We start from the raw sequence: 20,745 nt of genomic DNA, 5'->3' as shown, positions 1-20,745 counted from the left end.
TAAATAACAGCCCAGAAAGCGAACTACTAGAGTTTGCCAGCGGCATCAACGATGGCCTTGCCTTCCGCGCCTGCTCTTTCAACATAGGCATCCACGACAGATGACGTGGCCTTTTTCCACTCGGCACGTTGCTCGTCAGTTAGCTCGATAATGTTGATTTTATCAGCCAGATATTTGCGTGCCTCAGCTTCTTTATTGGCAATTGAAGTCCGCAATTCCTGTTCTACCCGTTGCCCAGCCTTCGTAATAATTGCCTGCTCTTTCTCGGACAAACCGTTCCAGACATCATTATTAATAACAACAATAAACTCGATATCAGCATGATTTGTAAGGGTAAGGTGATCCATAACCTCATAGAGCTTTCTGGATTGAACAGCAGTAATTCCAGTCATGCCCGCATCAACTGTACCATTTTGATACGCAAGAAATTGCTTAGAGCCAGACATAATAGTCGGAGCCGCATCAAGTGCTTCGATCGTATCTGAGATCGTTGCCCCAAAAGAACGGATCTTCTTGCCTTTCGCATCAGCAGGAACAACAATTGGCGTGTCCCCCTTTGTCAGTACAATAGCCCCACCAAAAGCTTGGTACCACAATGGCTTCGCACCCGTTTTCTCAATTGCGGGATCAAGAATTTGGCGAATAGAGCTACCCGGTGCAGTCGCGGCCTGAACCTTTTCTGTACTATCAAATAGAAAAGGGACATAAAACGCATCCACAGCAGGCACTGTTCCAACAAAGCGTGTTAAAGAAGCAATCCCCATTTCAATGGCACCTGATGCAACAGCTTGCGGAACCTCTTTGTCCTTAAACAGCTGTGCAGAAGGGAAAATTTCGATTTTCAGCTCTCCGTTTGATTCCTTTTCAACTTCTTCCTTAAAGCTGGAAATATTTTGGCCCAACGGATGTTTCAAGGGCAGCTGTAGCGTTAATCTCAGCGTTGTTTCCGCCTGTGCGGCACTCACAAAAGTAGAAAAGACGGCGCCTGCGATCAGGCTGGATAAAATTTTTGTCATAAGTTTGATCCCAAGTGTTTATTATTTTTTTGATCTTTACGGACTTAGAATTGGTGTCGCGCAACCACAGAAGAGAATTATTCAATAATAGAGAAACTAACTTAAATCAATTGATTTGAAAATAAGACGCAATAATAATACCTAACAGGGAATAGAATTAGTTGATTTTATCAAACTTGTAACGCTCGGGTATTTTTTATTTTCCGAATATCCTATTGAGAATAAGACAATAAAGAAGGGGTTATTGGACAAATGCAGATCGCAATTATATCAGATATCCATGGAAACCTTCTGGCGTTAGAAACTGTTCTTGAAGACATTAAACGCCGCAAGCCCGACCTTACCCTTAACCTCGGGGATTGTGTTTCCGGCCCCTTTTGGCCCAAAGAAACTTACGACCTTCTCAAAGAGCTAAACTTGCCAACTGTGCGGGGCAATCATGATCGGTGGCTCGCCGAACGCAAAGCGTCAGAAATCAATCCGGGTTATAACTTTGCCTGTGAAGTACTGTCAGGATTTGAAAAGCAGAAGCTTGGTGACCTCCCTTCCCGATTGCATCTAGATGAAGACATCTTCGCGTTTCACGGCACACCTGATAGCGATACACAATACCTACTGGAAGATAAAGTTGACGGACGCCTGGCTCTAGCTCGTGGTGAAGATGTACACAGACGTATAGGCCCGGATCATCAGGCCAGTCTATATCTTTGTGGTCATAGTCATCTGGCACATATCGCAATGGGTCCCAACAGAAGTACCATTATAAATCCCGGCAGTGTCGGTTGCCCCAGATACACAGATACAGATAACCCCATGGAAGCCGAAAATGGCATAGCACTTGCCCACTATGCTATGGCAACAAAAACTGAACGACGTTGGTCTGTCGAGCTTGTAGCCCTGGATTACGATTGGTCAAAGGTTGCTCAACAAGCCGAGCTGAATGGTTATCCGGATTGGGCACAGGTTTTTGCTTAAGTAATTATGATGCCTTGGCAAGCTTGACCAACTCTTCCATCATCATCTTAACGCCTTTCAGGCGGCTCGCGGCATCATCCCAGGCGCGGCGATAAACGAGCTTGTGATCCGGGCGAATTTTAACGGTTCCCACCTGTTCCTGAATAAACATGATAAGCGCCGATGGGTTTTCAAAGGTATCATTTCTAAAGGAAACAACGGCACCTTTGGGGCCTGCATCCACCTTCTCAACACCACTCTGTTTACAAAGACCTTTGATCAACATGACCTGCAACAGGTTTTCCACCTCTTCCGGCAGATCCCCAAAGCGGTCAATAAGCTCGGCAGCAAAGCCGTCAATTTCGGATCGCTCGGTCAAGGAAGACAGGCGACGATAAAGCCCCAAGCGCACATTCAGATCAGCCACATAACGGTCCGGTATCAATACAGATGTGCCGATGTTGATCTGCGGCGACCATGTGTGGTCCTCTTCGTTATTCACTTCATCACTGCGCAGCGTTGCAACGGCTTCCTCCAGCATCTGCTGATAGAGTTCAACACCGACTTCTTTAATATGGCCGGATTGCTCATCCCCGACCAGATTCCCTGCTCCGCGGATATCCATATCGTGGCTGGCAAGGTTAAATCCGGCCCCGAGACTATCCAGCGTTTGCATAACTTCAAGGCGGCGTTCAGCTGTTTTGCTCAACAGCTTGCCAACAGGCAGGGTCAGATAACAATAACCCCGGATTTTGGACCGACCGATACGTCCGCGGATCTGATAAAGCTGGGCAAGACCAAACATGTCAGCACGGTGAACCAGCATTGTATTGGCACTTGGAATATCCAGCCCGGATTCAATGATACTGGTCGATAACAAGACATCGTACTGGTGATCACAGAAAGCGGTCATCACATCTTCCAGATCACTAGCCGCCAACTGCCCGTGTGCCACACAGATTTTGACTTCCGGCACAAGCTTTTCAAGACGCTCTTTCAGCTCTCTTAAATCCGACAGACGCGGACAGACATAGAAGGTCTGCCCGCCACGATAGTGTTCTCTTAAAATCGCTTCACGTACAATGACAGGATCAAAGGGCAGCACAAATGTACGTACGGCAAGACGGTCCACCGGTGGCGTGGCAATCAGGCTCATTTCTTTAACACCAGACATTGCCATCTGTAGCGTTCGCGGTATCGGGGTTGCTGTTAAGGTCAGAACATGCACATCAGAACGCAGTTCTTTCAAACGTTCTTTTTGCTTAACGCCAAAGTGTTGCTCTTCATCAACAATCAGCAAACCAAGGTCAGAGAATTTCATATTTTTCGCGAAAACGGCATGGGTTCCAACCACAATCTCAACCGTTCCCTCGGCAAGACCTTTTTTGGTTTCAGTCTGCTCTTTACTGGTCGCCAGACGCGATAGCTGCCCAATGCGTACAGGCAAACCTTTGAAGCGTTCGACAAAGTTATTGTAGTGCTGACGGGCCAAGAGTGTTGTCGGCACAACAACAGCTACCTGCTTGCCACTCATAACCGCAACAAAAGCTGCCCGAAGAGCAACTTCAGTTTTCCCAAAGCCAACATCACCACAAACAAGGCGGTCCATCGGTCGCCCTGACCTCAGATCTTCAAAAACATCCGCAATGGCATTGAGCTGATCTTCGGTCTCGGGATAAGGGAAACGGGCGGCAAACTCGTCGTACAACCCTTCGGGCACATCAATTGTGTCCGCTTTGCGTAACAATCGGTTCGCTGCAATGCCGATAAGCTGGTGCGCAATTTCCCTGATGCGCTCTTTGACGCGTGCTTTTTTAGCCTGCCAGGCTGCCCCCCCCAGACGATCAAGCTCAGCGCCACAATCTTCCGAGCCATAACGCGACAGTATTTCGATATTTTCTACGGGAACAAAAAGCTTGTCGCCACCGCTATAGATAACCTTGAGACAATCGTGCGGTGCACCGCCAACATCAACGGTTTCCAGACCAATGTACTGTCCGATCCCGTGTTCCATGTGGACAACAAAGTCTCTGTCCTGAAGGGAAGAAACTTCTTTGAGGAAGTTATCCGACTTGCGGCGTCTTTTTTGTGCTCTGGCAAGGCGTTCCCCCAAAATGTCCTGCTCGGTAATAAACACAACATTTGGCGTAATCACACCGCGTTCCAACCCCAGCGTCAGGAATTGAACCTGTTTACGCATGGTTTTCTTGTGGATTTTCCATTCTTTTAGAACATCGGTATTGGTCAAACCGTGTTCATGAAACATGGAAACAAGTCGATCGCGGGATCCATCAGTAAAACCGGTAACGATAATTTTTTTACCGTTTGTCTGTTGAAGCCGAATGTATTCACTGACCTCGTCAAAGACATTCACATCTTCCCGATTTCTGGCTTCGGAAAAATCTTTTCCCTGCTTCCCTTCGACATCAATCAGGTTTTCAAGATGATCAGGTAACGTAAAGCCTGAAAACTGTGTGACCGGCCTTTTGGATAAAATACCATCCCAGTCTTCAACAGACAGGAACAAACGCTGCATAGGAACTGGCTTATAAACCCAGCCACCTTCAGCCGTGTTTTCCATTGTCTGACGAGCCTGGAAAAAATCGGTGATGGACTCGATCCGGGCATCCCTTGCTTCTGCCACTTGACCATCCAGTGTCACCACAGCGGTTGGTAAATAATCAAACAACGTTTCCAGATCGCCATAAAAAAGCGGCAACCAGTGTTCCATTCCCGGATACTGTCGCCCTTCCGATATAGCTTCGTAAAGCGGATCATCCTTGGCAACAGTACCAAAGGTCTCTCGATAGCCTTTTCGGAAAGACTCGATTGTCTTTTCATCAAGAATTGCTTCTCCGACGGGCTTAAGCTCCAGACTTTGCGCGTCGCCTGTTGTTCTTTGTGTCAGCGGATCAAAATATCTTAGGGTATCCAGCTCATCCCCAAAGAAATCCAGACGCAGGGGAAGCTCTTCGCCCGGCGGATAAACATCGACAATACCGCCACGGATGGCATATTCCCCCGCCTCACTAACCGTCTCTGAACGCAGATATCCATTGGTCGAAAAGAATTTCACCAAATCTTCGTTTTTAATTTCCACGCCAGATTTGGCGACTAGGGTTCTGTTTTTAAATAACTCTCTAGGCGGAATTTTTTGAAGTGCAGCGGAAACAGTGGTCAAGACAAGCCGCCCTGACTTGGGAGCAGGTGTTGCCAGTAACTTCGCAAAAGCATTGATACGCGCCGCGAGAATATCCTTGTGCGGACTGACCCGGTCATAGGGCAGACAATCCCAGGCCGGGATTTCAATAATCTCTATATCGGGCGCAAAGAACCCGACAAGCTCGGCAAGAACAGCCAGACGGTTATCATCGAGCGCAACATGAAGAACAGGCTGTGGCGCCAGCTCGGCAACAAGCTCGGCAAGAAGCTGAGCGTCATAGCCTTCGGGTGCTGATGAAATCTGATAGTGATCGGCGGCTTGAAGTCGGGTCGCGAGTGTTTTCACTGTTACAATTCTTTATAATAATCATCGCTCTGATCGCCAAGGTTTCGGCAATAGAACCTATTCAATAAGGGGAATTATCGTTTATTCGGGGTGTATTTAAAGCTTAGCAAAGCATCAAGAACTTTGTTGTGCATATTTTCCGTCGGAGCGGAATTCCCAATAATCCAGTCATAGAGGACAGGGTCCGGGATTTCGAGTACGCGTTCGAAAAGATCCAGTTCGGTCGCATCCATACTACCAACGTTTTGATCGGCAAAGGTTCCGATAATGAGATCGGCTTCCTGTGTTCCGCGATGCCAGCTTCTGAATCTGAGCTGTTTACGCCTTTTTTCCAATTCAGCGTCAGCTGCCATACTCATAAATCTCACCCGCTATTGAATTTACTACGCTTGTTCGTTTCGCTTGCACATTAAGCTGTGATATAGGAAACATTACTAGAACATTTAATAAACATCCGATTTAATTTCTGCAAGTCAAAGCCCGTGCGTCCAGAGATTCTCTTTCCACTCTTTACACCTGTTTCAACTCTTCAGGGGGTTGGGCCCCGTTTAAGCACGCTTTATGAAAAGCTGGCAGGTGGACGTGTGCTTGATCTGTGTTGGCATTTACCTGTGGGGATGGTTGATCGGCGTTATTCGCCAACTATTGCCGACGCGATCTCTGATCGTGTTGCAACACTGAAGATCACCGTATCCCGACATATTCCCTCCCCCAATCGTCGTAGCCCCTATCGGGTCATCTGTCACGATCACACAGGCGAAATGACATTGATCTTTTTCCATGCACGCGGGGATTACCTGATGAAGCTCCTTCCTGTCGGGGAAGAACGGATCATAAGCGGCAAGCTCGAACGCTTTGGCGATGTACTACAAATGGCACATCCTGATCACATGGTGCCACTAAACGAAGAAGAAGACGTCAAAACTGTCGAACCCGTTTACCCCTTAAGCGCAGGTGTAACACTCAAGCCTCTTTCAAAAGCGATCAAGGCCTCCCTTGCCTTAGTCCCTGCCGTACCTGAATGGCTTGATAATTCCCTTAAAGAGCAAGAAAACTGGCTTGATTGGCATAGCTGTCTTAAAAAAGTTCACCACCCTCAATCCGAAGATGAATTGACCGCCTTCTCCCCCTATAGAAAACGCTTGGCCTATGATGAACTTTTGGCAAACCAGCTTGCGATATCCCTTGTCCGGGAACAGCAGACGGCGGCAAAGGGGCGCGTGATCAAGGGAGATGGATCTCTCAGAGAGAGAATGCTGGACATCCTTCCCTTTAAGCTGACCGGATCGCAGGATCAGTCTATCCGTGAAATCATCGCCGATATGGAAAGCTCAAATCGCATGCTTCGATTGGTGCAGGGCGATGTGGGAAGCGGGAAAACGGCCGTTGCCTTATTCCCGATGTTGGCGGCCATAGAAAGTGGCTCTCAAGCTGCCTTAATGGCACCAACAGAAATTCTGGCACGGCAGCACTACAAAACCTTACAACCCTTTGCTGAAAAGCTTGGGATTTCTATCGTCATTCTTACCGGGCGTGATAAAGGAAAAGCACGCAAGGCCATTCTGGAAAGCATTGCCGATGGTGCGACACAGATGGTTATTGGCACACATGCACTTTTTCAGGACGAAATCGATTTCTCTGACCTCGCTTTGGCCGTGATTGATGAACAGCACAGATTTGGTGTTCACCAGCGTCTATCCCTCGCACGCAAAGGCGCCGGGGTCGATATGCTGGTGATGACAGCCACACCCATCCCCCGGACGCTTATGTTAACAGCCTATGGCGACATGGCAGTCTCTCGCCTGACAGAAAAGCCAGCCGGACGACAACCCGTTGATACCCGCACTGTTTCGGTAGAGCGGATTGATGATGTTATCAATGGCGTTGCGAGATCCCTGGATCAGGGCACAAAGGTCTATTGGGTCTGTCCTCTGGTTGAAGATTCAGACAAATCAGACCTTGCCGCAGCCGAAGAGAGATATCGCGAACTGAGTGAACGATTTGGCGATCGCGTGGGCTTGGTTCATGGTCGCATGAAAGGCGCAGAAAAAGACGCCGTTATGGAAAAATTTGCCAAAGGCAATGTTGACCTTCTAATTGCAACGACCGTTATCGAGGTTGGTGTTGACGTTCCTCAAGCAACGATAATGGTGATTGAACATGCCGAACGCTTCGGTTTGGCCCAACTGCATCAGCTTCGGGGGCGAATTGGGCGTGGTAGCGAAAAATCGACCTGTATCCTGATGTATCAAGGCCCTCTGGGGGAAACCAGTAAAGCCCGCCTCAAGATCATGCGGGAAAGTGATGATGGTTTTGTTATTGCCGAAGAGGATTTGCGCTTGCGCGGTGCCGGTGAAGTCTTGGGGACGCGGCAAAGCGGACTGCCAGAGTTTAAAGTTGCCGATCTGGCCTGCCATGGTGAACTGCTGGCAACAGCGCGTAATGATGCCAAACTGATCATGGACAAAGATCCCACACTACAAACCCCAAGAGGTCAGGCATTGCGTATACTGCTGTATCTTTTTGAGAGAGATACAGCAGTTAAATATCTAAAGTCTGGTTAAGTTTATTATATTTACGAAGCAGCCTTTTGAGATTCTGTGCCTTTATCACTTTCCTCTGATTTTTCAACAGGTTTAGCCGCATGATCGGAGCTTACTGCCTCTACGGTCAACTTTTCCTGCTCTTGCTCTGGTGCATGATATTCAGGGGTAACAATCCCGCCCGAAACAACCATCTTGATCCCCTCTTCCACTGACATGGTCAGCATTCTGGCTTCCTTGCGAGGAACAAAAAGCAAAAACCCTGATGTTGGATTTGGCGTTGTTGGCAGAAAAATATTAATTGATTCGTCTTCGGAGATATCCTTAATCAAACGATTGGAATCCCCGGTATAAAACCCTAGAGCCCATGACCCTGGTCGAGGATACTGGAATAAAACCACCTCGCGGAAGGCATTGGAATGGTCCTGAAAAATCGTCTCAATGATTTGCTTGATGGCACCATAGACAGTTCGAATGACAGGCATCTGATCCAGCAAACGCTCACTGATCCGCAGCAATGTTTTGCCCACGATTCCAGCAGTCAGGAAACCGATCAATGTCAAAGTGACAAAGATAAAAAACAGCCCCAGCCCAGGCAACGCAAAAGGAAGATAGGTTTCCGGGTTCCACTTCAGCGGAATATAAGGGCGCACCCAGCTATCAATCAGAATAATGATTTCCCAAGCCAACCAGAATGTAAGACCAATCGGGGCCGTCACCAACATGCCACCAAAAAAATAGTTTCTCAACTTCATAAAGACACTTGGCTTATGATGCGCCTGTGCTTCTTCCGCGGCTTTCTTCGCTTTTTCATCCTGAGTAAGCTTTTTGATCTCAGAAGGCGATAGTATGCCCCCTGAAATGACAAGCTTGATGCCCTCCTCAACTGTCATATCCAGATGATGAACATCCTGTTTGGGAATAAAAAGCAGAAAACCTGTTGTCGGGTTTGGTGTCGCAGGAACAAAAACATTCACGACAGTATCATCTGTCAGGCTTTGTACTTCACCCTTGGTACGCCCCGTAATAAAGCCAACAACCCAGCACCCTCGATGAGGGTATTCGACAAGCACAACTTCGTTAAAGGCAGAGGAATTCTGGGAAAGAACCGTTTCAAAGACCTGTTGTGTCCAGCTGTAAACACTGCGAACAACCGGAAGCTTTTTAACAAGGGCATCACTCGCACGTTTTAGCAAGCGTCCTATGTAACCTGCGGTCAAAAAACCAATCAAGGTCAGTCCGACAATAATCACAAGCAACCCCAACCCGGGAACGCCAAAAGGCAAATAGTTTTCCGGATTCCACTTCAAGGGGATAAGCGGTGTTACCTGACTATCGACAAAGGTAATGGCACGCCATGCAAGCCACAAAGTGATGGTAACAGGCGCTGTTATCAAGACCCCGGCCAGAAGATAGTTACTAAGTCGTTGCGTAAAGGACTGCCGCGACTTGCGAGTGGCTTTTACACCTTTATCTTTCATAAATTCAGGTTCCATTTAACAACTGTTCAAGACACCAAGACAAACAGGCTGTGCCTTGTACCTAAACATTGCTGTTAAAGCCCCTGTTTTCAAGAAGGAATTTAGAAAACTCTATCATCAGCGACAGGATTATCAGGAAACAAAAGCCAAAATATTTAAAATTGCGATGTTCAAATTTTATTATTTCTCAGTTCAAGCAAAAGCCAGTCCTGAAAACGCTTTACCTTTTGATCTCTCGCATTATGAGATGGAATTATTGAATAATAAGCCAGTCCGGCTGTCTTTGGGTGATTTGGAAACTCCACCAGCCAGCCCTGTTCAACAGCTGTTTCCACCAATAAAGAGCTCACCAACCCAATACCTTGCCCGGCAAGAGCAGCTTGAACAACATGATGTTCCTGATCAAAATGCCGTGTATTTATCTCCTTAATTTTTCCAGTAGTAACTTGGCTCCAGGAAATAGAAGGTAAGCTCTGATTTTTCCACTTCGTTTCAATCAAACAAGCATCTTCTATTCTGGTTACGTTCTTCAGATACAACGGCGTTGTGTAGGCACCAATAGTCTCTGTCACAAGTTTAATTTTATCACGCGCCTCTTCATCATCACGACCATAGCGAATGACAAGATCAATGCGTCTATCTCGTTCAAAATCATCCAATTGTTCACCTGTTTTAACAACAACCTGGATTGTCGGGTTTTGTTGATGAAACTTCTCAAGCCGAGGCACCAACCATAAAGCTGCAAACGATGCAGTCGTACTTACAGTCAGTGTTGATTGTGAATGGGTGATCTCGGAAATTACCGAAGAAAGCTGTTGCAAAGAAAGGTATGCGACCTGAGCCAGTTTTTCCCCCTCTTCCGTCAACTCAATTGCGCGCGTTTTTCGCTCAAACAACAGAGTACCAAGCGTATCTTCCAAACTGCGAATTTGGTGCGACACTGCGGTCGGCGTGACATTTAGTTCTAATGCAGCGGCTTTAAAGCTTTTTAAACGGGCAGCTGCATCAAACACCCGGATACTGTTCAAAGGGGGGAGATGTAAAAACATACCAAACCTTATGAGTGAATTTTATTCATCTATGATGCAGAAATACCCTTTTGTCAAAGAGGTACAGATGAACAATATATTTTCATATTGATGAATTAACTTCGCGATACAGGAAATATCATGTCAACAATTTTACATCTGGATAGCAGTGCACGAAGAACAGACAACTCTGAATCAAGCTATAACTCGATATCAAAAAAGCTTGCAGCCGGATTTATCGGCGAATGGAAAATGCGAAGGCAAAATGACACAGTGATCTACCGGGATCTAAGCCAAACTCCACCAGACTTCATCAACCAGGATTGGATAGCAGCTGTTTTCACCGATGAGGAAAATCGCACAAAATCACAACAAAAATTACTCGCAGTATCTGATACTTTAATTGATGAGGTCGATAAAGCCGACATCATTCTAATTTCTTCCCCCATGTATAACTATGGCATGCCAGCGGTCTTGAAGGCATGGTTTGATCAAGTAATTCGCATCCACAAGACCTTTACGTTTGATCTAGCGCGCGGAGACTATCCCCTTGAACCAATCATGTCTGAAAAAACACTGGTATTGATCACATCAACCGGCGAATTCGGGTTTGAACCTGGCGGTATTCGGGAAAAAATCAATCACCTAGGTCCGCATATGAAAGTCATGAGCAAATACCTTGGTGTTGATAATTTTTATGAGATCCGCTCTGAATATCAAGAGTTCGGTGATGATCGACATAAACAGTCCATCACAAATGCAAAAACAGAAATTGTAAAACTGGTGAATGAATTAACTCACCCCGCTCACGCCTGAAGAATCGTAAAACTTGCTCGCAGACTCGAAAGCTGATGGCGAGCTTTTGCTACACATGAAAATATCAGATGGAAAAGGTTTTAATATAGAAGGAGAATGACAAGAGCTTGATCTGTCAAAGATATAATATGGTGCGGCAAAGAGGACTTGAACCTCCACTCCCATAAAGGGAACTAGCACCTGAAGCTAGCGCGTCTACCAATTCCGCCATTGCCGCATCTTTATAAAACTCTTAGCTCCCGATTAATTACATGCTGTTAAACAAGCAAATAATTTCAATACATAAAATTGCCAGGGAGCCCTTAAGTATTTTTAAGCAACAACATTCCAATTTGGTGCGGTCGAGAGGACTTGAACCTCCACGGGCTATTAGCCCATAACGACCTCAACGTTACGCGTCTACCAATTCCGCCACGACCGCATCGCTGTTGCTGATGGGGATATATACTGATCCTTTCCAAAAGGGCAAACGAAAAATTTCAAATAAATGAAATTAGTTGTGGATAAATCAATGACAGCCTATTCGAATGATACAAAAGTATATTTATAAACAGTTTTAAGGTTGATAAGGATCGTTGTCTGAAACTCTATCCATATAATATTTAAGACTTAAAACTCCCAGAAAAGAAGCCAAACCATGTCACACGAAAATACTATCGCAATTTTCGTTTGCATCACGCCCAATAGAAATTAACACTTTGTTAATTTTCATTAATTTATTGATTTAAAACACACGTTTGGACACAGAAACATCACAACCTTTTTCTAATTTGTTTTGATATGTTCCAATAAACACCTCGGAACGAGACGTTGGCCATACCATGCCTGTTCATGGTAACCCCCATTTGGCCGTCCCCCTGTTTTGTTCCGGGGTGTTTTCTCCCCCCACCGTTCTGTTCTATACCCCGTCCTCTATTTTATTATGATTGGGGCATTTATTTGCTATGATGCTATTCAACGGGGATAGCGAGGCTCCATGTCTAATCGAAAAATAACCATCAATTTAGAGAAAATTGCCACTGATCTGGAAAAGCGAAAAACCGAAATATCTGGTATTCGTGCCTCCAGCCAGCAATCACGAGATATCGTAGAACTGGACCAAAGCAAGGTTGGCAGACTTTCTCGGATGGACGCATTACAGTCTCAGGCCATGTCACTCGAATCTGAAAGGCGCCGACAGGTAGAACTCAGCAAAATAGAGACCACGTTGACGCGTCTGCAAAATGGAAACTATGGATACTGTTTACGATGTGATGAAGAAATCCAGCTGAAACGGTTGGAACTGGACCCAACAGTTACCCTTTGCATTGAGTGCGCGACAAAAAAAGGGACATGATCAATTCAGGAAATACTCAAATATTAAGTGCTCTGGCATCTACGTGATTTCATGCCTAGAGCCAAAATATTATAAATCACACAGTCCCAAAACAAGATACCCGGAGCCAATCAACAAGATATAGCACCGGGCACTTCCGAAACAAACCTAACCAGACCGCACGACACACAGGAAAGCCCAGGATGCAATCTCATAATTTTTTACAAAGGGTATTTCACGCGTTGGTAATTTTATTTGGGCAGATCGTCAGCTAAAATCGCCATGTTGAAAGAATAGGACAGATCATCATCTTCCTCATCTTTATATATGACGCCAATGAATTCACCGCCCAGACTTACCTCAATAGAATCAGCCTTCTTTGTTTTTCTATCAAGCGCAATTGCTTCATTTCCAAAAGTCTGACGCAAGTATTTTTCTACGCTGGTAATTTCGTTGTTATCCACGCTTCCGATCTCCGACATTAAATTTAAAGGACCTGATTAACGAAACATCAAGTGAACTAAAAGGTTTTTTTCCCTTTAAATCACCAAAAAATTCCCCATATTGTGTTAAGACTTACTTAATGTGTTTGTGTCAGGATGCAAATTATGAATATTAATGCGACATCTTTCGAACCCACAATTAGGTTCTCTGAACCTGCTGCAGCTATTGATATCAGCGTTGCTGAAAAAAATTCACAAGCAGCAGTGGAAACCAAGCGTCCTGTTGAAAACAGTGCAGCGTCTGCTGATTCTAAACAGTTTAACGCTAACCAAGATCGTGGCCAGAATCTGGATATACAGGTTTAAGATTCAAAAACTTACGGCAAAGTGTGCGTTTCCTGTCTGTAATCAACAACAACCCATTGCCCATTTACTAATCTTTCTAATCTGATTTCGCCCCTATACACACCTGGAATCCATCCGGTTTTGGGTTTCTTTTTACCTACATACTTTAAATAGGATGCTTGATTATCCTTTAAGGATGTTTGCTCGGTAACAATTTCGCCTTTGGGGTTTTTAAACCTTACAGTAAGGCGGTCAGCGATTTTTAGGCCCCAAAACTCCCCCCAGAACACAAGAATATCAGGGTCATTCTTTACTAATAGCCTTTTTTGTTCACTATGAAATGCTAATCGCTTTTGGACAGGCGGTTGCCCCGCAAAACCTGTGTCTATAATCCCCGTATCTTTATATTCAAACTCTTTTCCCCCGGGTAAATTCCACAAAGAGTTCTCGGTCGAGACTGTACAGCCTGCTGGTTTTTGTCCCGTAAAGGGATCGACGACACCTTTGTTGTGAGATACCTGAAAATGCAGGTGAGGAAACTCTGTCTTTCCGCTCAACCCAACAACACCAATAACATCGCCTGCCTTGACGTTATCCCCTAAAGAAACCCTGACAGTTCCCTTTTTTAGATGCGCGTAGATTGTTTGCCATCCACTCGGATGATCTATAACAACATTGTTCCCAACTTCCTGCAGGTATACGGCATTGTCTCCGTTTAAAATATACTCATCATCATTTGCCTCATTCCCTTGGCCGACGACAACACCATCAGCAGCCGCCAACACAGAAACACCCTGACGATACAAATCATAACTAAGAACCCTAAAGTCTGTTCCCTTATGGCGTTCGTAACTCAATGTTCCACAGGCATAGTCACGATGCCCGGTCCCCGGGCGTGCATCAACATAGTTTTGAATGACACATTCCGTGGGAACAGAACAATCAATGGGGCTTATAAATTGCGGTGAACTGTTATCAGCAAAACCTGTTGAGATTGTAAAAAGAGACCCGAGGAAACCGCCAACACTACAGCTAACAGCTCTCTTCTTTACGCCAGCCCTCATAACAAACGGATAATTCGTCTGAGTACCAAGGCAGCGCCCCCTGCGGTTTCCTCAAGAAACTTGACAAAGTCCATGGTGCTTTCTTCCCCGGCAAGATCACTTAACGAACGAACAATGACAAAAGGCACCTGATAGTGCTCTGCTACCTGTGCAATTGCAGCACCTTCCATCTCAACAGCCAAACCGCCCAATTCATTACCAAGCCTGTCTCTTGCAACCGTGCAGCCAATAAATTGATCTCCGGTCAAAATGGTTCCCGATGTAATAGCTGGCTTGCGGGCTTTACCACCAGCAGCCTCCGCAGAAATAATCGGGAGTTCGAAATCTTTCAACTCACCAAAAATCTTGTCGATTAGTTCGGCGTCTGCATCATACCCAAGCTTTTCGGTTGGCATGTGAATAGGCAAATGTCCGGGCTGATAGGTTGTCAGCTTATCAGACACAATCATCCCATAGTCATGCTGTATGAGCTTGGCGCCAATGATAACATCACCGACCCCAAGTTTAGGGTCAACACCACCAGCAACCCCGGAAAACAGGACTGTGCGGCAATTAAATTGTTCGAGAAGCAATGTTGTAACAATGGCGGCATTAACCTTGCCCATGCCCGCTTCGACCAGCACCGTTTCAACGCCATCCAGTTTTCCCAATAAGAATGAAAAACCTGCTATCAGCTTTTCGTCCCTCTTCTCAAAAGACGATCCGAAATGCTGAATTTCATTTGGTATAGCGCAAATCAGGCCAAGTGGTTTCTGGGACACGATTTTTCCTTTTAAGCAGCGTGTTTTAATCTGAAATAACCATATTCAGCAGAATGTTAAAAGCATCAACATTTCTACCACCTGTTCAGACTATTATTCCCCGAGAAAGTGAACAAGAGTATTGATAAAAGAAAGTGGCCAGAGAAGTTATGATCTTTTGAGAGTAGAAAAACAAAACCCCGCCTGAAAGCGGGGTGTTTTGTACAGAATGGTGGGCCCTACAGGATTCGAACCTGTGACCTGCCGATTAAAAGTCGGACGCTCTACCAGCTGAGCTAAGGGCCCATTCTGTATGGTATAATCCAGAATAATCTGGGGAGAATGGTGGGCCCTACAGGATTCGAACCTGTGACCTGCCGATTAAAAGTCGGACGCTCTACCAGCTGAGCTAAGGGCCCATTCTCATTTGCTTATCGACATTAAAGTGTAATGCGGTAAGCGAGGCGGAAGATAGAACCACTTATTGATTCGGTCAACAGCCTTTTTCTCTTCTGCCCCAAAAAAAGGAATATTTTTAAAGCGAGTGAGAAGAATTATGCAAAAAAGCCAATTAATCCTTGGATTTACGCATAATTTCAAACTTATCTTCCAGCTTCAATTTCGTCTCGGCACTGACAAAAGAAGAGATATCACCACCGAGATAACCAATCTCTTTGACAAATCGAGACGAAATAAACTGCTGCTTCTCAGAAGCCATCAAGAATACGGTTTCAATTTCGGCATCAAGGCGAGCATTCATCCCCGTCATTTGAAATTCATACTCGAAGTCAGAAACCGCACGCAACCCGCGCAGAATGACCCCCGCACCAACTTCCCGTGCAAAGTTCACCAAAAGATTGTCAAAAGGCAAAACTTCGATCTCAAACCCCTTGTCCCGCAGTGGAGCTGTATCATGTAAAACCATGTTCACACGCTCTTCGGTATTGAACAGCGGTCCCTTGCGGTCATTGCGCGCAACAGCAATGACCAGCTTGTCAACCACACGGCACCCACGGGTAATGATGTCCATGTGCCCTTTGGTTACAGGGTCAAAGGTTCCGGGATAAAGCCCAACGTGTTTTTTCGTCATGCCCCTAAACTCTTCTTTATCAGGACGTGAGGATTACTCCCCACCCTTTTCCTCTTCAGATGCCTCAGATGCAGTCTCTGCTACCTCAACTTCTGGCGTATCGGTCGCTTCAACACCTTCTGTTCCTTCGGCACCTTCAAGGATTTCATCTTCCTCGTCTTCACCGTCATCCACCAATCTGGATACAGAAACGATTTTCTCATCATCAGCAACATTAAACAGATTAACGCCACGTGTTGAACGCCCTGCAATTCTGACATCGTGCACGGGACAGCGAATAAGCTTGCCGCCATCAGTTACCAGCATGATGTGATCTGTCTCATCAATGGGGAAGACGGAAATAACTGTCGTTGCTTTTCCTTTTGCTCTGGAAAGATCAAGATTTCCAATGCCCTTACCACCACGACTGGTCACACGGTATTCATAGGACGATGAACGCTTACCCAAACCGTCTTGAGAAATAGACAGAATAAACTGCTCACTTTCTGCCATGCTATCAAGCTGCTCCTGAGACAATGTTGTCTCTAGCGCTGAAGGATCAAACTCGCCCTCTTCCGCGTTTTCGCTGCGACGCTTTGCATTGGCATAACGAAGATACTGTTCACGGGTCTCTGAATCCGCATCCATGTGATTGATAATGGCCATGGAAATAACCGAATCCCCTTCAGCCAGGGAAATTCCGCGAACACCAGTGGATGTACGGCCCGCAAAGACACGAACACCATTCACAGGGAAACGGATACACTTGCCACGCGCTGTCGACAGCATGATGTCATCGTGTTCGGTACAGGTCTGCACGCCGATCAATCTGCTGTCTTCATCTTCCAGTTTCATGGCAATCTTACCGTTCGCCATAACACGGGTAAAATCAGACAGCTTGTTACGACGAATACCACCAGTCGATGTGGCAAACATAACGTACATTTCTGACCAGGCTTCCTCGTTCTCGGGAAGTGGCATCATTGTGGAGATGGTTTCACCCGGCTGCAGAGGCAACATGTTTACCAGGGCTTTACCGCGTGATGTCGGGGTTCCCGGTGGCAAGCGATAAACCTTCATCTTGTACACCATACCACGGGAAGAGAAGAACAGAACCGGCGTATGGGTGTTACAAACAAAGATCTGGGAGACAAAATCCTCGTCCCTTGTTGCCATACCTGAACGGCCCTTACCACCGCGACGCTGCGCACGATAAGTACTTAGCGGAACACGTTTGATGTAACCACTATGGCTGACCGTGACCACCATGTCTTCACGCTGGATAAGATCCTCATCATCATACCCGAACACTCCATCCAGAATTTCTGTCCGGCGTGGCGTGGCGTATTTTGCCTTCATTTCCGTGAGTTCTTCACGAAGAATACCAAGAAGCTTTTCGCGCGATGCGAGTATTTCGAGATAGAAGCGAATTTGATCCGCGATCTCTTCCAACTCCTTGGCAATCTTATCCCGCTCAAGCCCGGTCAATCTCTGTAGACGCAGCTCCAGAATAGCCCTTGCCTGTGCTTCGGAAAGGAAATAATTGCCATCGGCATCAACATTACGGCCCGGCTCATCAATCAATTTAATGAGTGGTTCCACATACTTGGCTGGCCACGCACGGCTCATAAGCTGTTCACGCGCGATCACAGGATCAGAAGCAGCCCGGATAAGCTCAATAACCTCATCAATGTTCGCAACGGCAATCGCCAAACCAACCAAAAGGTGGGCGCGATCACGCGCTTTATTCAGTTCGAAAATTGTGCGGCGTGTAATGACTTCTTCGCGGAATGCGATAAATGCCGAAATAATTGATTTCAGGTCCAGCAACTCTGGACGACCGGAATTCAACGCCAACATGTTTGCGCCAAAGGACGTTTGCAGCGGGCTATAGCGATAAAGCTGATTGAGAATAACTTCCGGCTCGACATCGCGGCGCAACTCAATAACAACGCGGACACCGTGACGGTCGCTTTCATCCCTAATGTCGGTAATGCCCTCGATTGTCTTCTCACGGGCGATATCCGCGATTTTTTCTAGCATTCTGGCTTTGTTGACCTGGAAAGGAACCTCGGTAACAACAATCGCCATCTTGTCCTTGCGGATTTCCTGAACCTCGGCCTTACCACGCATAACAATTGAACCGCGCCCAGTGTGGTAGGCATCGCGAATTGTCGTACGACCAAGGATAACACCGCCCGTTGGAAAATCAGGTCCCGGGATAATCTCGTTCAGCTGATCAATAGAGATCTCGGGATCATCCACATAGGCACAACAGGCATCCAGCACTTCGCCAAGGTTATGTGGCGGAATGTTCGTTGCCATACCAACCGCAATACCGCCGGCACCATTGACCAGAAGGTTCGGATAACGGGCTGGCAGAACAATCGGCTCTTTTGTGGATTCATCATAGTTGTCCTGGAAATCAACCGTATCGCGGTCAATGTCTTCCAAAAGCGCTTCGCTGGAAACCCGTTGCAGACGGGATTCCGTATAACGCATCGCCGCGGGTGGATCGCCATCCATGGACCCAAAGTTACCCTGGCCATCAACCAGTGGCAGGCGCATAGAGAAATCCTGCGCCATACGAACCATTGCATCGTAAATGGCCTGGTCACCATGCGGGTGATACTGCCCCATCACGTCCCCGACAATACGGGCAGACTTACGATAAGCTCTGTTCCAGTCGTAACCGGACTCTTTCATCGCATAGAGAATACGACGGTGTACCGGTTTAAGGCCATCCCTGACGTCGGGAAGCGCACGCGACACGATAACGCTCATGGCGTAATCGAGGTACGACCGCTTCATTTCGTCTTCAATTGTTACCGGAAAAATATCCAGATTATCGGATGATGTATCAGAGTTCGAAGTCACGTAATTATCCTGTTTCTGTTTAACAGAAATGCCCTCTAAAACCGGGAACAGCACAAAGCCAAAACACCAGTTATTTCAGGCGTAAAAAAAATCACATGAAATGTAACAAATTCATCGCAGAGCCACAACAAAATGTGTGTAAAAAGAGAGGGAAAAATACCGTTCTACAGGGTTGAATTTAAATAATTTTTTGATCCCGACCTCAAATCAACAAATTCTACTTTATTTTAATTTGTCAAGGGACAATTTTCCACCATTTTATACAGCCCGGATCATGTCTACGTGTGGTATACCCGCATCATCATAAGGTTCTTCAGAAACGGTAACATAACCAAGGCTATTGTAAAACTTCTGCAAATGTTGCTGTGCTGAAATCTCAATCCTTTCGGCAGCGTCCTGCTTGGCAATAAAGCTGTGTGCCCGCTCCATTAAATCAACAGCGATCCCCTGCCCTCTCGCTGCCTTAGCAACCGCGACCCGTCCAATCTTGTAACAGCTGTGATCTTTAGGATCTTTCAGAATGCGGAGAACGCCAACAAGGTGGCCCTCATCATCAGCAGCAAGAACATGCCAGGCAACTGTATCTTGCCCATCCATATCCCGGTATAGGGATGTCTGTTCGAGAACAAAGATATCCGAACGAAGTTGTAAAATCTGATAAAGCTGTTCCGTGGAAAGCTGTTCAAAATGAAGGAGATCTGTTTTGATCATAGCTTTCTTATCCCTACCTCAAATAGAAAAGCGGCCCCCAAAGAGCCGCTTTCATTAACGTATTTCAACAAACTTAGAACGGGATTTCGTCGTCTAGGTCGTCAACTGGTGCACTGCCGCCTGTTGATCCACCACCAGAGGAACCACCGCCAAAGCCGCCGCCGTAACCGCCGCCTGAGCTACCGCTGCTGCCAAAGCCACCAGCGTCACCACCGGAAGAATCGCCAAAGCCGCCGCCCTGACCGTCGTTACGACCATCAAGCATTGTCAGTTCGCCGCGGAAGTTCTGTAGAACGATCTCTGTGGTGTATTTTTCAACACCCGCGTTATCCGTCCATTTACGGGTTTGCAACTGGCCTTCCAGATAAACCTTGGAGCCTTTGCGCAAGAATTTCTCGGCAACATCAACCAGACGATCGTTAAAAATCACCACACGGTGCCATTCGGTTTTGTCCCGACGTTCGCCCGTGTTGCGGTCTTTCCAGCTTTCTGATGTTGCTATGTTCAAATTAGCCACACGCTGTCCTGATTGCATGGAACGGATTTCAGGATCTCGCCCCAGATTACCAACCAGAATCACCTTGTTAACACTACCAGCCATGGCTTCTTCCCTATGATTTACTTTAGAATCTAAAAAATTTGATCTGAAACCCTATCAGTCGGGTCGCTCAGAGCCAACGTCTAATAAAAGATCGATCTCTTTTCTGCAAGATCTTCGCATTTTTCAGAAAGCTTTTCAGCAAATTTTTCATCCGTTTTTATAAAAAAGGATGCATTTTGTTCACTGTTCGTCCATATATATTCCAACGAGAACATTTGCAAAACATTTACAGGC

Annotated in this window: 17 protein-coding genes and 4 tRNA genes; 5 read left to right on the top strand and 16 right to left on the bottom strand. The window is 46.3% G+C overall.

Annotation, left to right across the window (positions count from 1 at the left end):
• Positions 1–26: 26 nt before the first annotated feature.
• Positions 27–1,016, bottom strand: a complete 990-nt coding sequence (locus tag WH95_RS07945; RefSeq protein ID WP_046505288.1) for a TRAP transporter substrate-binding protein — start codon at positions 1,014–1,016, stop codon at positions 27–29.
• A 252-nt stretch (positions 1,017–1,268) separates the two neighbouring features.
• Here WH95_RS07945 and WH95_RS07940 point away from each other — a divergent pair, with 252 nt between their 5' ends.
• On the top strand, positions 1,269–1,991 hold the full coding sequence (locus WH95_RS07940) for a metallophosphoesterase family protein (protein WP_046505287.1): 723 nt from the start codon (positions 1,269–1,271) through the stop codon (positions 1,989–1,991).
• 4 nt (positions 1,992–1,995) lie between these two features.
• Here the strand turns inward: WH95_RS07940 and mfd are convergent, their stop codons facing one another.
• A complete protein-coding gene (gene mfd / locus WH95_RS07935; RefSeq protein WP_046505286.1) occupies positions 1,996–5,478 on the bottom strand; it encodes a transcription-repair coupling factor in 3,483 nt (1,160 codons plus the stop codon).
• A 74-nt stretch (positions 5,479–5,552) separates the two neighbouring features.
• Entirely contained in the window at positions 5,553–5,837 is a 285-nt protein-coding gene (locus tag WH95_RS07930; RefSeq protein ID WP_046505284.1) for an FAD assembly factor SdhE, read from the bottom strand.
• A 123-nt stretch (positions 5,838–5,960) separates the two neighbouring features.
• Between WH95_RS07930 and recG the strand changes: the two genes are divergently transcribed.
• Entirely contained in the window at positions 5,961–8,042 is a 2,082-nt protein-coding gene (gene recG, locus WH95_RS07925) for an ATP-dependent DNA helicase RecG (RefSeq protein WP_046505281.1), read from the top strand.
• 11 nt (positions 8,043–8,053) lie between these two features.
• On the opposite strand, the gene WH95_RS21675 is transcribed toward recG, so the two are convergent.
• Together WH95_RS21675 and WH95_RS07910 are read right to left on the bottom strand one after the other, a co-directional pair.
• On the bottom strand, positions 8,054–9,502 hold the full coding sequence (locus tag WH95_RS21675) for a DUF502 domain-containing protein (RefSeq protein ID WP_204247738.1): 1,449 nt from the start codon (positions 9,500–9,502) through the stop codon (positions 8,054–8,056).
• A gap of 170 nt (positions 9,503–9,672) precedes the next feature.
• Positions 9,673–10,551, bottom strand: a complete 879-nt coding sequence (locus WH95_RS07910; protein ID WP_046505279.1) for a LysR substrate-binding domain-containing protein — start codon at positions 10,549–10,551, stop codon at positions 9,673–9,675.
• 120 nt (positions 10,552–10,671) lie between these two features.
• Between WH95_RS07910 and WH95_RS07905 the strand changes: the two genes are divergently transcribed.
• The gene (locus tag WH95_RS07905; RefSeq protein ID WP_046505277.1) at positions 10,672–11,346 is read left to right on the top strand and encodes an FMN-dependent NADH-azoreductase; all 675 of its coding nucleotides are present in this window, start codon (positions 10,672–10,674) and stop codon (positions 11,344–11,346) included.
• 129 nt (positions 11,347–11,475) lie between these two features.
• On the opposite strand, the gene WH95_RS07900 is transcribed toward WH95_RS07905, so the two are convergent.
• Positions 11,476–11,563: transfer RNA gene (locus WH95_RS07900), tRNA-Leu, on the bottom strand.
• 116 nt (positions 11,564–11,679) lie between these two features.
• Positions 11,680–11,767, bottom strand: a tRNA-Leu gene (locus WH95_RS07895).
• Positions 11,768–12,322: 555 nt separating this feature from the next.
• Here WH95_RS07895 and WH95_RS07890 point away from each other — a divergent pair.
• Positions 12,323–12,682, top strand: a complete 360-nt coding sequence (locus WH95_RS07890) for a TraR/DksA family transcriptional regulator (protein ID WP_046505274.1) — start codon at positions 12,323–12,325, stop codon at positions 12,680–12,682.
• A gap of 230 nt (positions 12,683–12,912) precedes the next feature.
• Here WH95_RS07890 and WH95_RS07885 read toward each other — a convergent pair whose 3' ends face one another.
• A complete protein-coding gene (locus WH95_RS07885; RefSeq protein ID WP_046505456.1) occupies positions 12,913–13,125 on the bottom strand; it encodes a DUF3126 family protein in 213 nt (70 codons plus the stop codon).
• 144 nt (positions 13,126–13,269) lie between these two features.
• On the opposite strand from WH95_RS07885, the gene WH95_RS07880 reads away from it, so the two are divergent.
• A complete protein-coding gene (locus WH95_RS07880; RefSeq protein ID WP_046505271.1) occupies positions 13,270–13,470 on the top strand; it encodes a hypothetical protein in 201 nt (66 codons plus the stop codon).
• Positions 13,471–13,481: 11 nt separating this feature from the next.
• On the opposite strand, the gene WH95_RS07875 is transcribed toward WH95_RS07880, so the two are convergent.
• From WH95_RS07875 to ssb, 8 genes are all read right to left on the bottom strand, one after another.
• Positions 13,482–14,513, bottom strand: coding sequence for a M23 family metallopeptidase (locus WH95_RS07875; protein WP_052741867.1), 1,032 nt, complete (start codon positions 14,511–14,513; stop codon positions 13,482–13,484).
• Entirely contained in the window at positions 14,510–15,274 is a 765-nt protein-coding gene (locus tag WH95_RS07870; RefSeq protein ID WP_046505269.1) for a 5'-methylthioadenosine/adenosylhomocysteine nucleosidase, read from the bottom strand. The genes WH95_RS07875 and WH95_RS07870 overlap by 4 nt, the downstream gene beginning before the upstream one ends.
• Before the next feature lie 209 nt (positions 15,275–15,483).
• Positions 15,484–15,559: transfer RNA gene (locus WH95_RS07865), tRNA-Lys, on the bottom strand.
• A 37-nt stretch (positions 15,560–15,596) separates the two neighbouring features.
• Positions 15,597–15,672, bottom strand: a tRNA-Lys gene (locus tag WH95_RS07860).
• A gap of 152 nt (positions 15,673–15,824) precedes the next feature.
• Positions 15,825–16,343 carry a pantetheine-phosphate adenylyltransferase gene (coaD, locus tag WH95_RS07855; RefSeq protein WP_046505267.1) on the bottom strand — a complete coding sequence of 173 codons (519 nt, stop codon included), beginning with the start codon at positions 16,341–16,343 and terminating at the stop codon, positions 15,825–15,827.
• A gap of 33 nt (positions 16,344–16,376) precedes the next feature.
• Positions 16,377–19,199, bottom strand: coding sequence for a DNA gyrase subunit A (gyrA, locus tag WH95_RS07850; RefSeq protein ID WP_046505450.1), 2,823 nt, complete (start codon positions 19,197–19,199; stop codon positions 16,377–16,379).
• Positions 19,200–19,457: 258 nt separating this feature from the next.
• Positions 19,458–19,910, bottom strand: a complete 453-nt coding sequence (locus WH95_RS07845) for a GNAT family N-acetyltransferase (RefSeq protein WP_046505264.1) — start codon at positions 19,908–19,910, stop codon at positions 19,458–19,460.
• A gap of 73 nt (positions 19,911–19,983) precedes the next feature.
• Positions 19,984–20,511 (bottom strand): single-stranded DNA-binding protein, encoded by a 528-nt coding sequence (gene ssb, locus WH95_RS07840; RefSeq protein WP_046505262.1) that lies wholly within the window; start codon positions 20,509–20,511, stop codon positions 19,984–19,986.
• Positions 20,512–20,745: the final 234 nt, after the last annotated feature.

It is taken from the genome of Kiloniella litopenaei, assembly GCF_000982415.1.
GTDB lineage: Bacteria > Pseudomonadota > Alphaproteobacteria > Kiloniellales > Kiloniellaceae > Kiloniella > Kiloniella litopenaei.
The sequence above is the reverse complement of the archived record's forward strand: the minus strand, read 5'-3'. Positions and strand labels throughout refer to the sequence as shown.

Excerpts from the sequence above, each read along its gene's own strand:
- WH95_RS07945 (WP_046505288.1), bottom strand. The coding sequence starts at position 1,016 with ATGACAAAAATTTTATCCAGCCTGATCGCAGGCGCCGTCTTTTCTACT.
- WH95_RS07930 (WP_046505284.1), bottom strand. The coding sequence starts at position 5,837 with ATGAGTATGGCAGCTGACGCTGAATTGGAAAAAAGGCGTAAACAGCTC.
- WH95_RS07910 (WP_046505279.1), bottom strand. The coding sequence starts at position 10,551 with ATGTTTTTACATCTCCCCCCTTTGAACAGTATCCGGGTGTTTGATGCA.
- coaD (WP_046505267.1), bottom strand. The coding sequence starts at position 16,343 with ATGACGAAAAAACACGTTGGGCTTTATCCCGGAACCTTTGACCCTGTA.
- WH95_RS07880 (WP_046505271.1), top strand. The coding sequence starts at position 13,270 with ATGAATATTAATGCGACATCTTTCGAACCCACAATTAGGTTCTCTGAA.
- WH95_RS07845 (WP_046505264.1), bottom strand. The coding sequence starts at position 19,910 with ATGATCAAAACAGATCTCCTTCATTTTGAACAGCTTTCCACGGAACAG.
- WH95_RS07890 (WP_046505274.1), top strand. The coding sequence starts at position 12,323 with ATGTCTAATCGAAAAATAACCATCAATTTAGAGAAAATTGCCACTGAT.
- WH95_RS07905 (WP_046505277.1), top strand. The coding sequence starts at position 10,672 with ATGTCAACAATTTTACATCTGGATAGCAGTGCACGAAGAACAGACAAC.
- WH95_RS07940 (WP_046505287.1), top strand. The coding sequence starts at position 1,269 with ATGCAGATCGCAATTATATCAGATATCCATGGAAACCTTCTGGCGTTA.
- ssb (WP_046505262.1), bottom strand. The coding sequence starts at position 20,511 with ATGGCTGGTAGTGTTAACAAGGTGATTCTGGTTGGTAATCTGGGGCGA.
- WH95_RS21675 (WP_204247738.1), bottom strand. The coding sequence starts at position 9,502 with ATGAAAGATAAAGGTGTAAAAGCCACTCGCAAGTCGCGGCAGTCCTTT.
- WH95_RS07875 (WP_052741867.1), bottom strand. The coding sequence starts at position 14,513 with ATGAGGGCTGGCGTAAAGAAGAGAGCTGTTAGCTGTAGTGTTGGCGGT.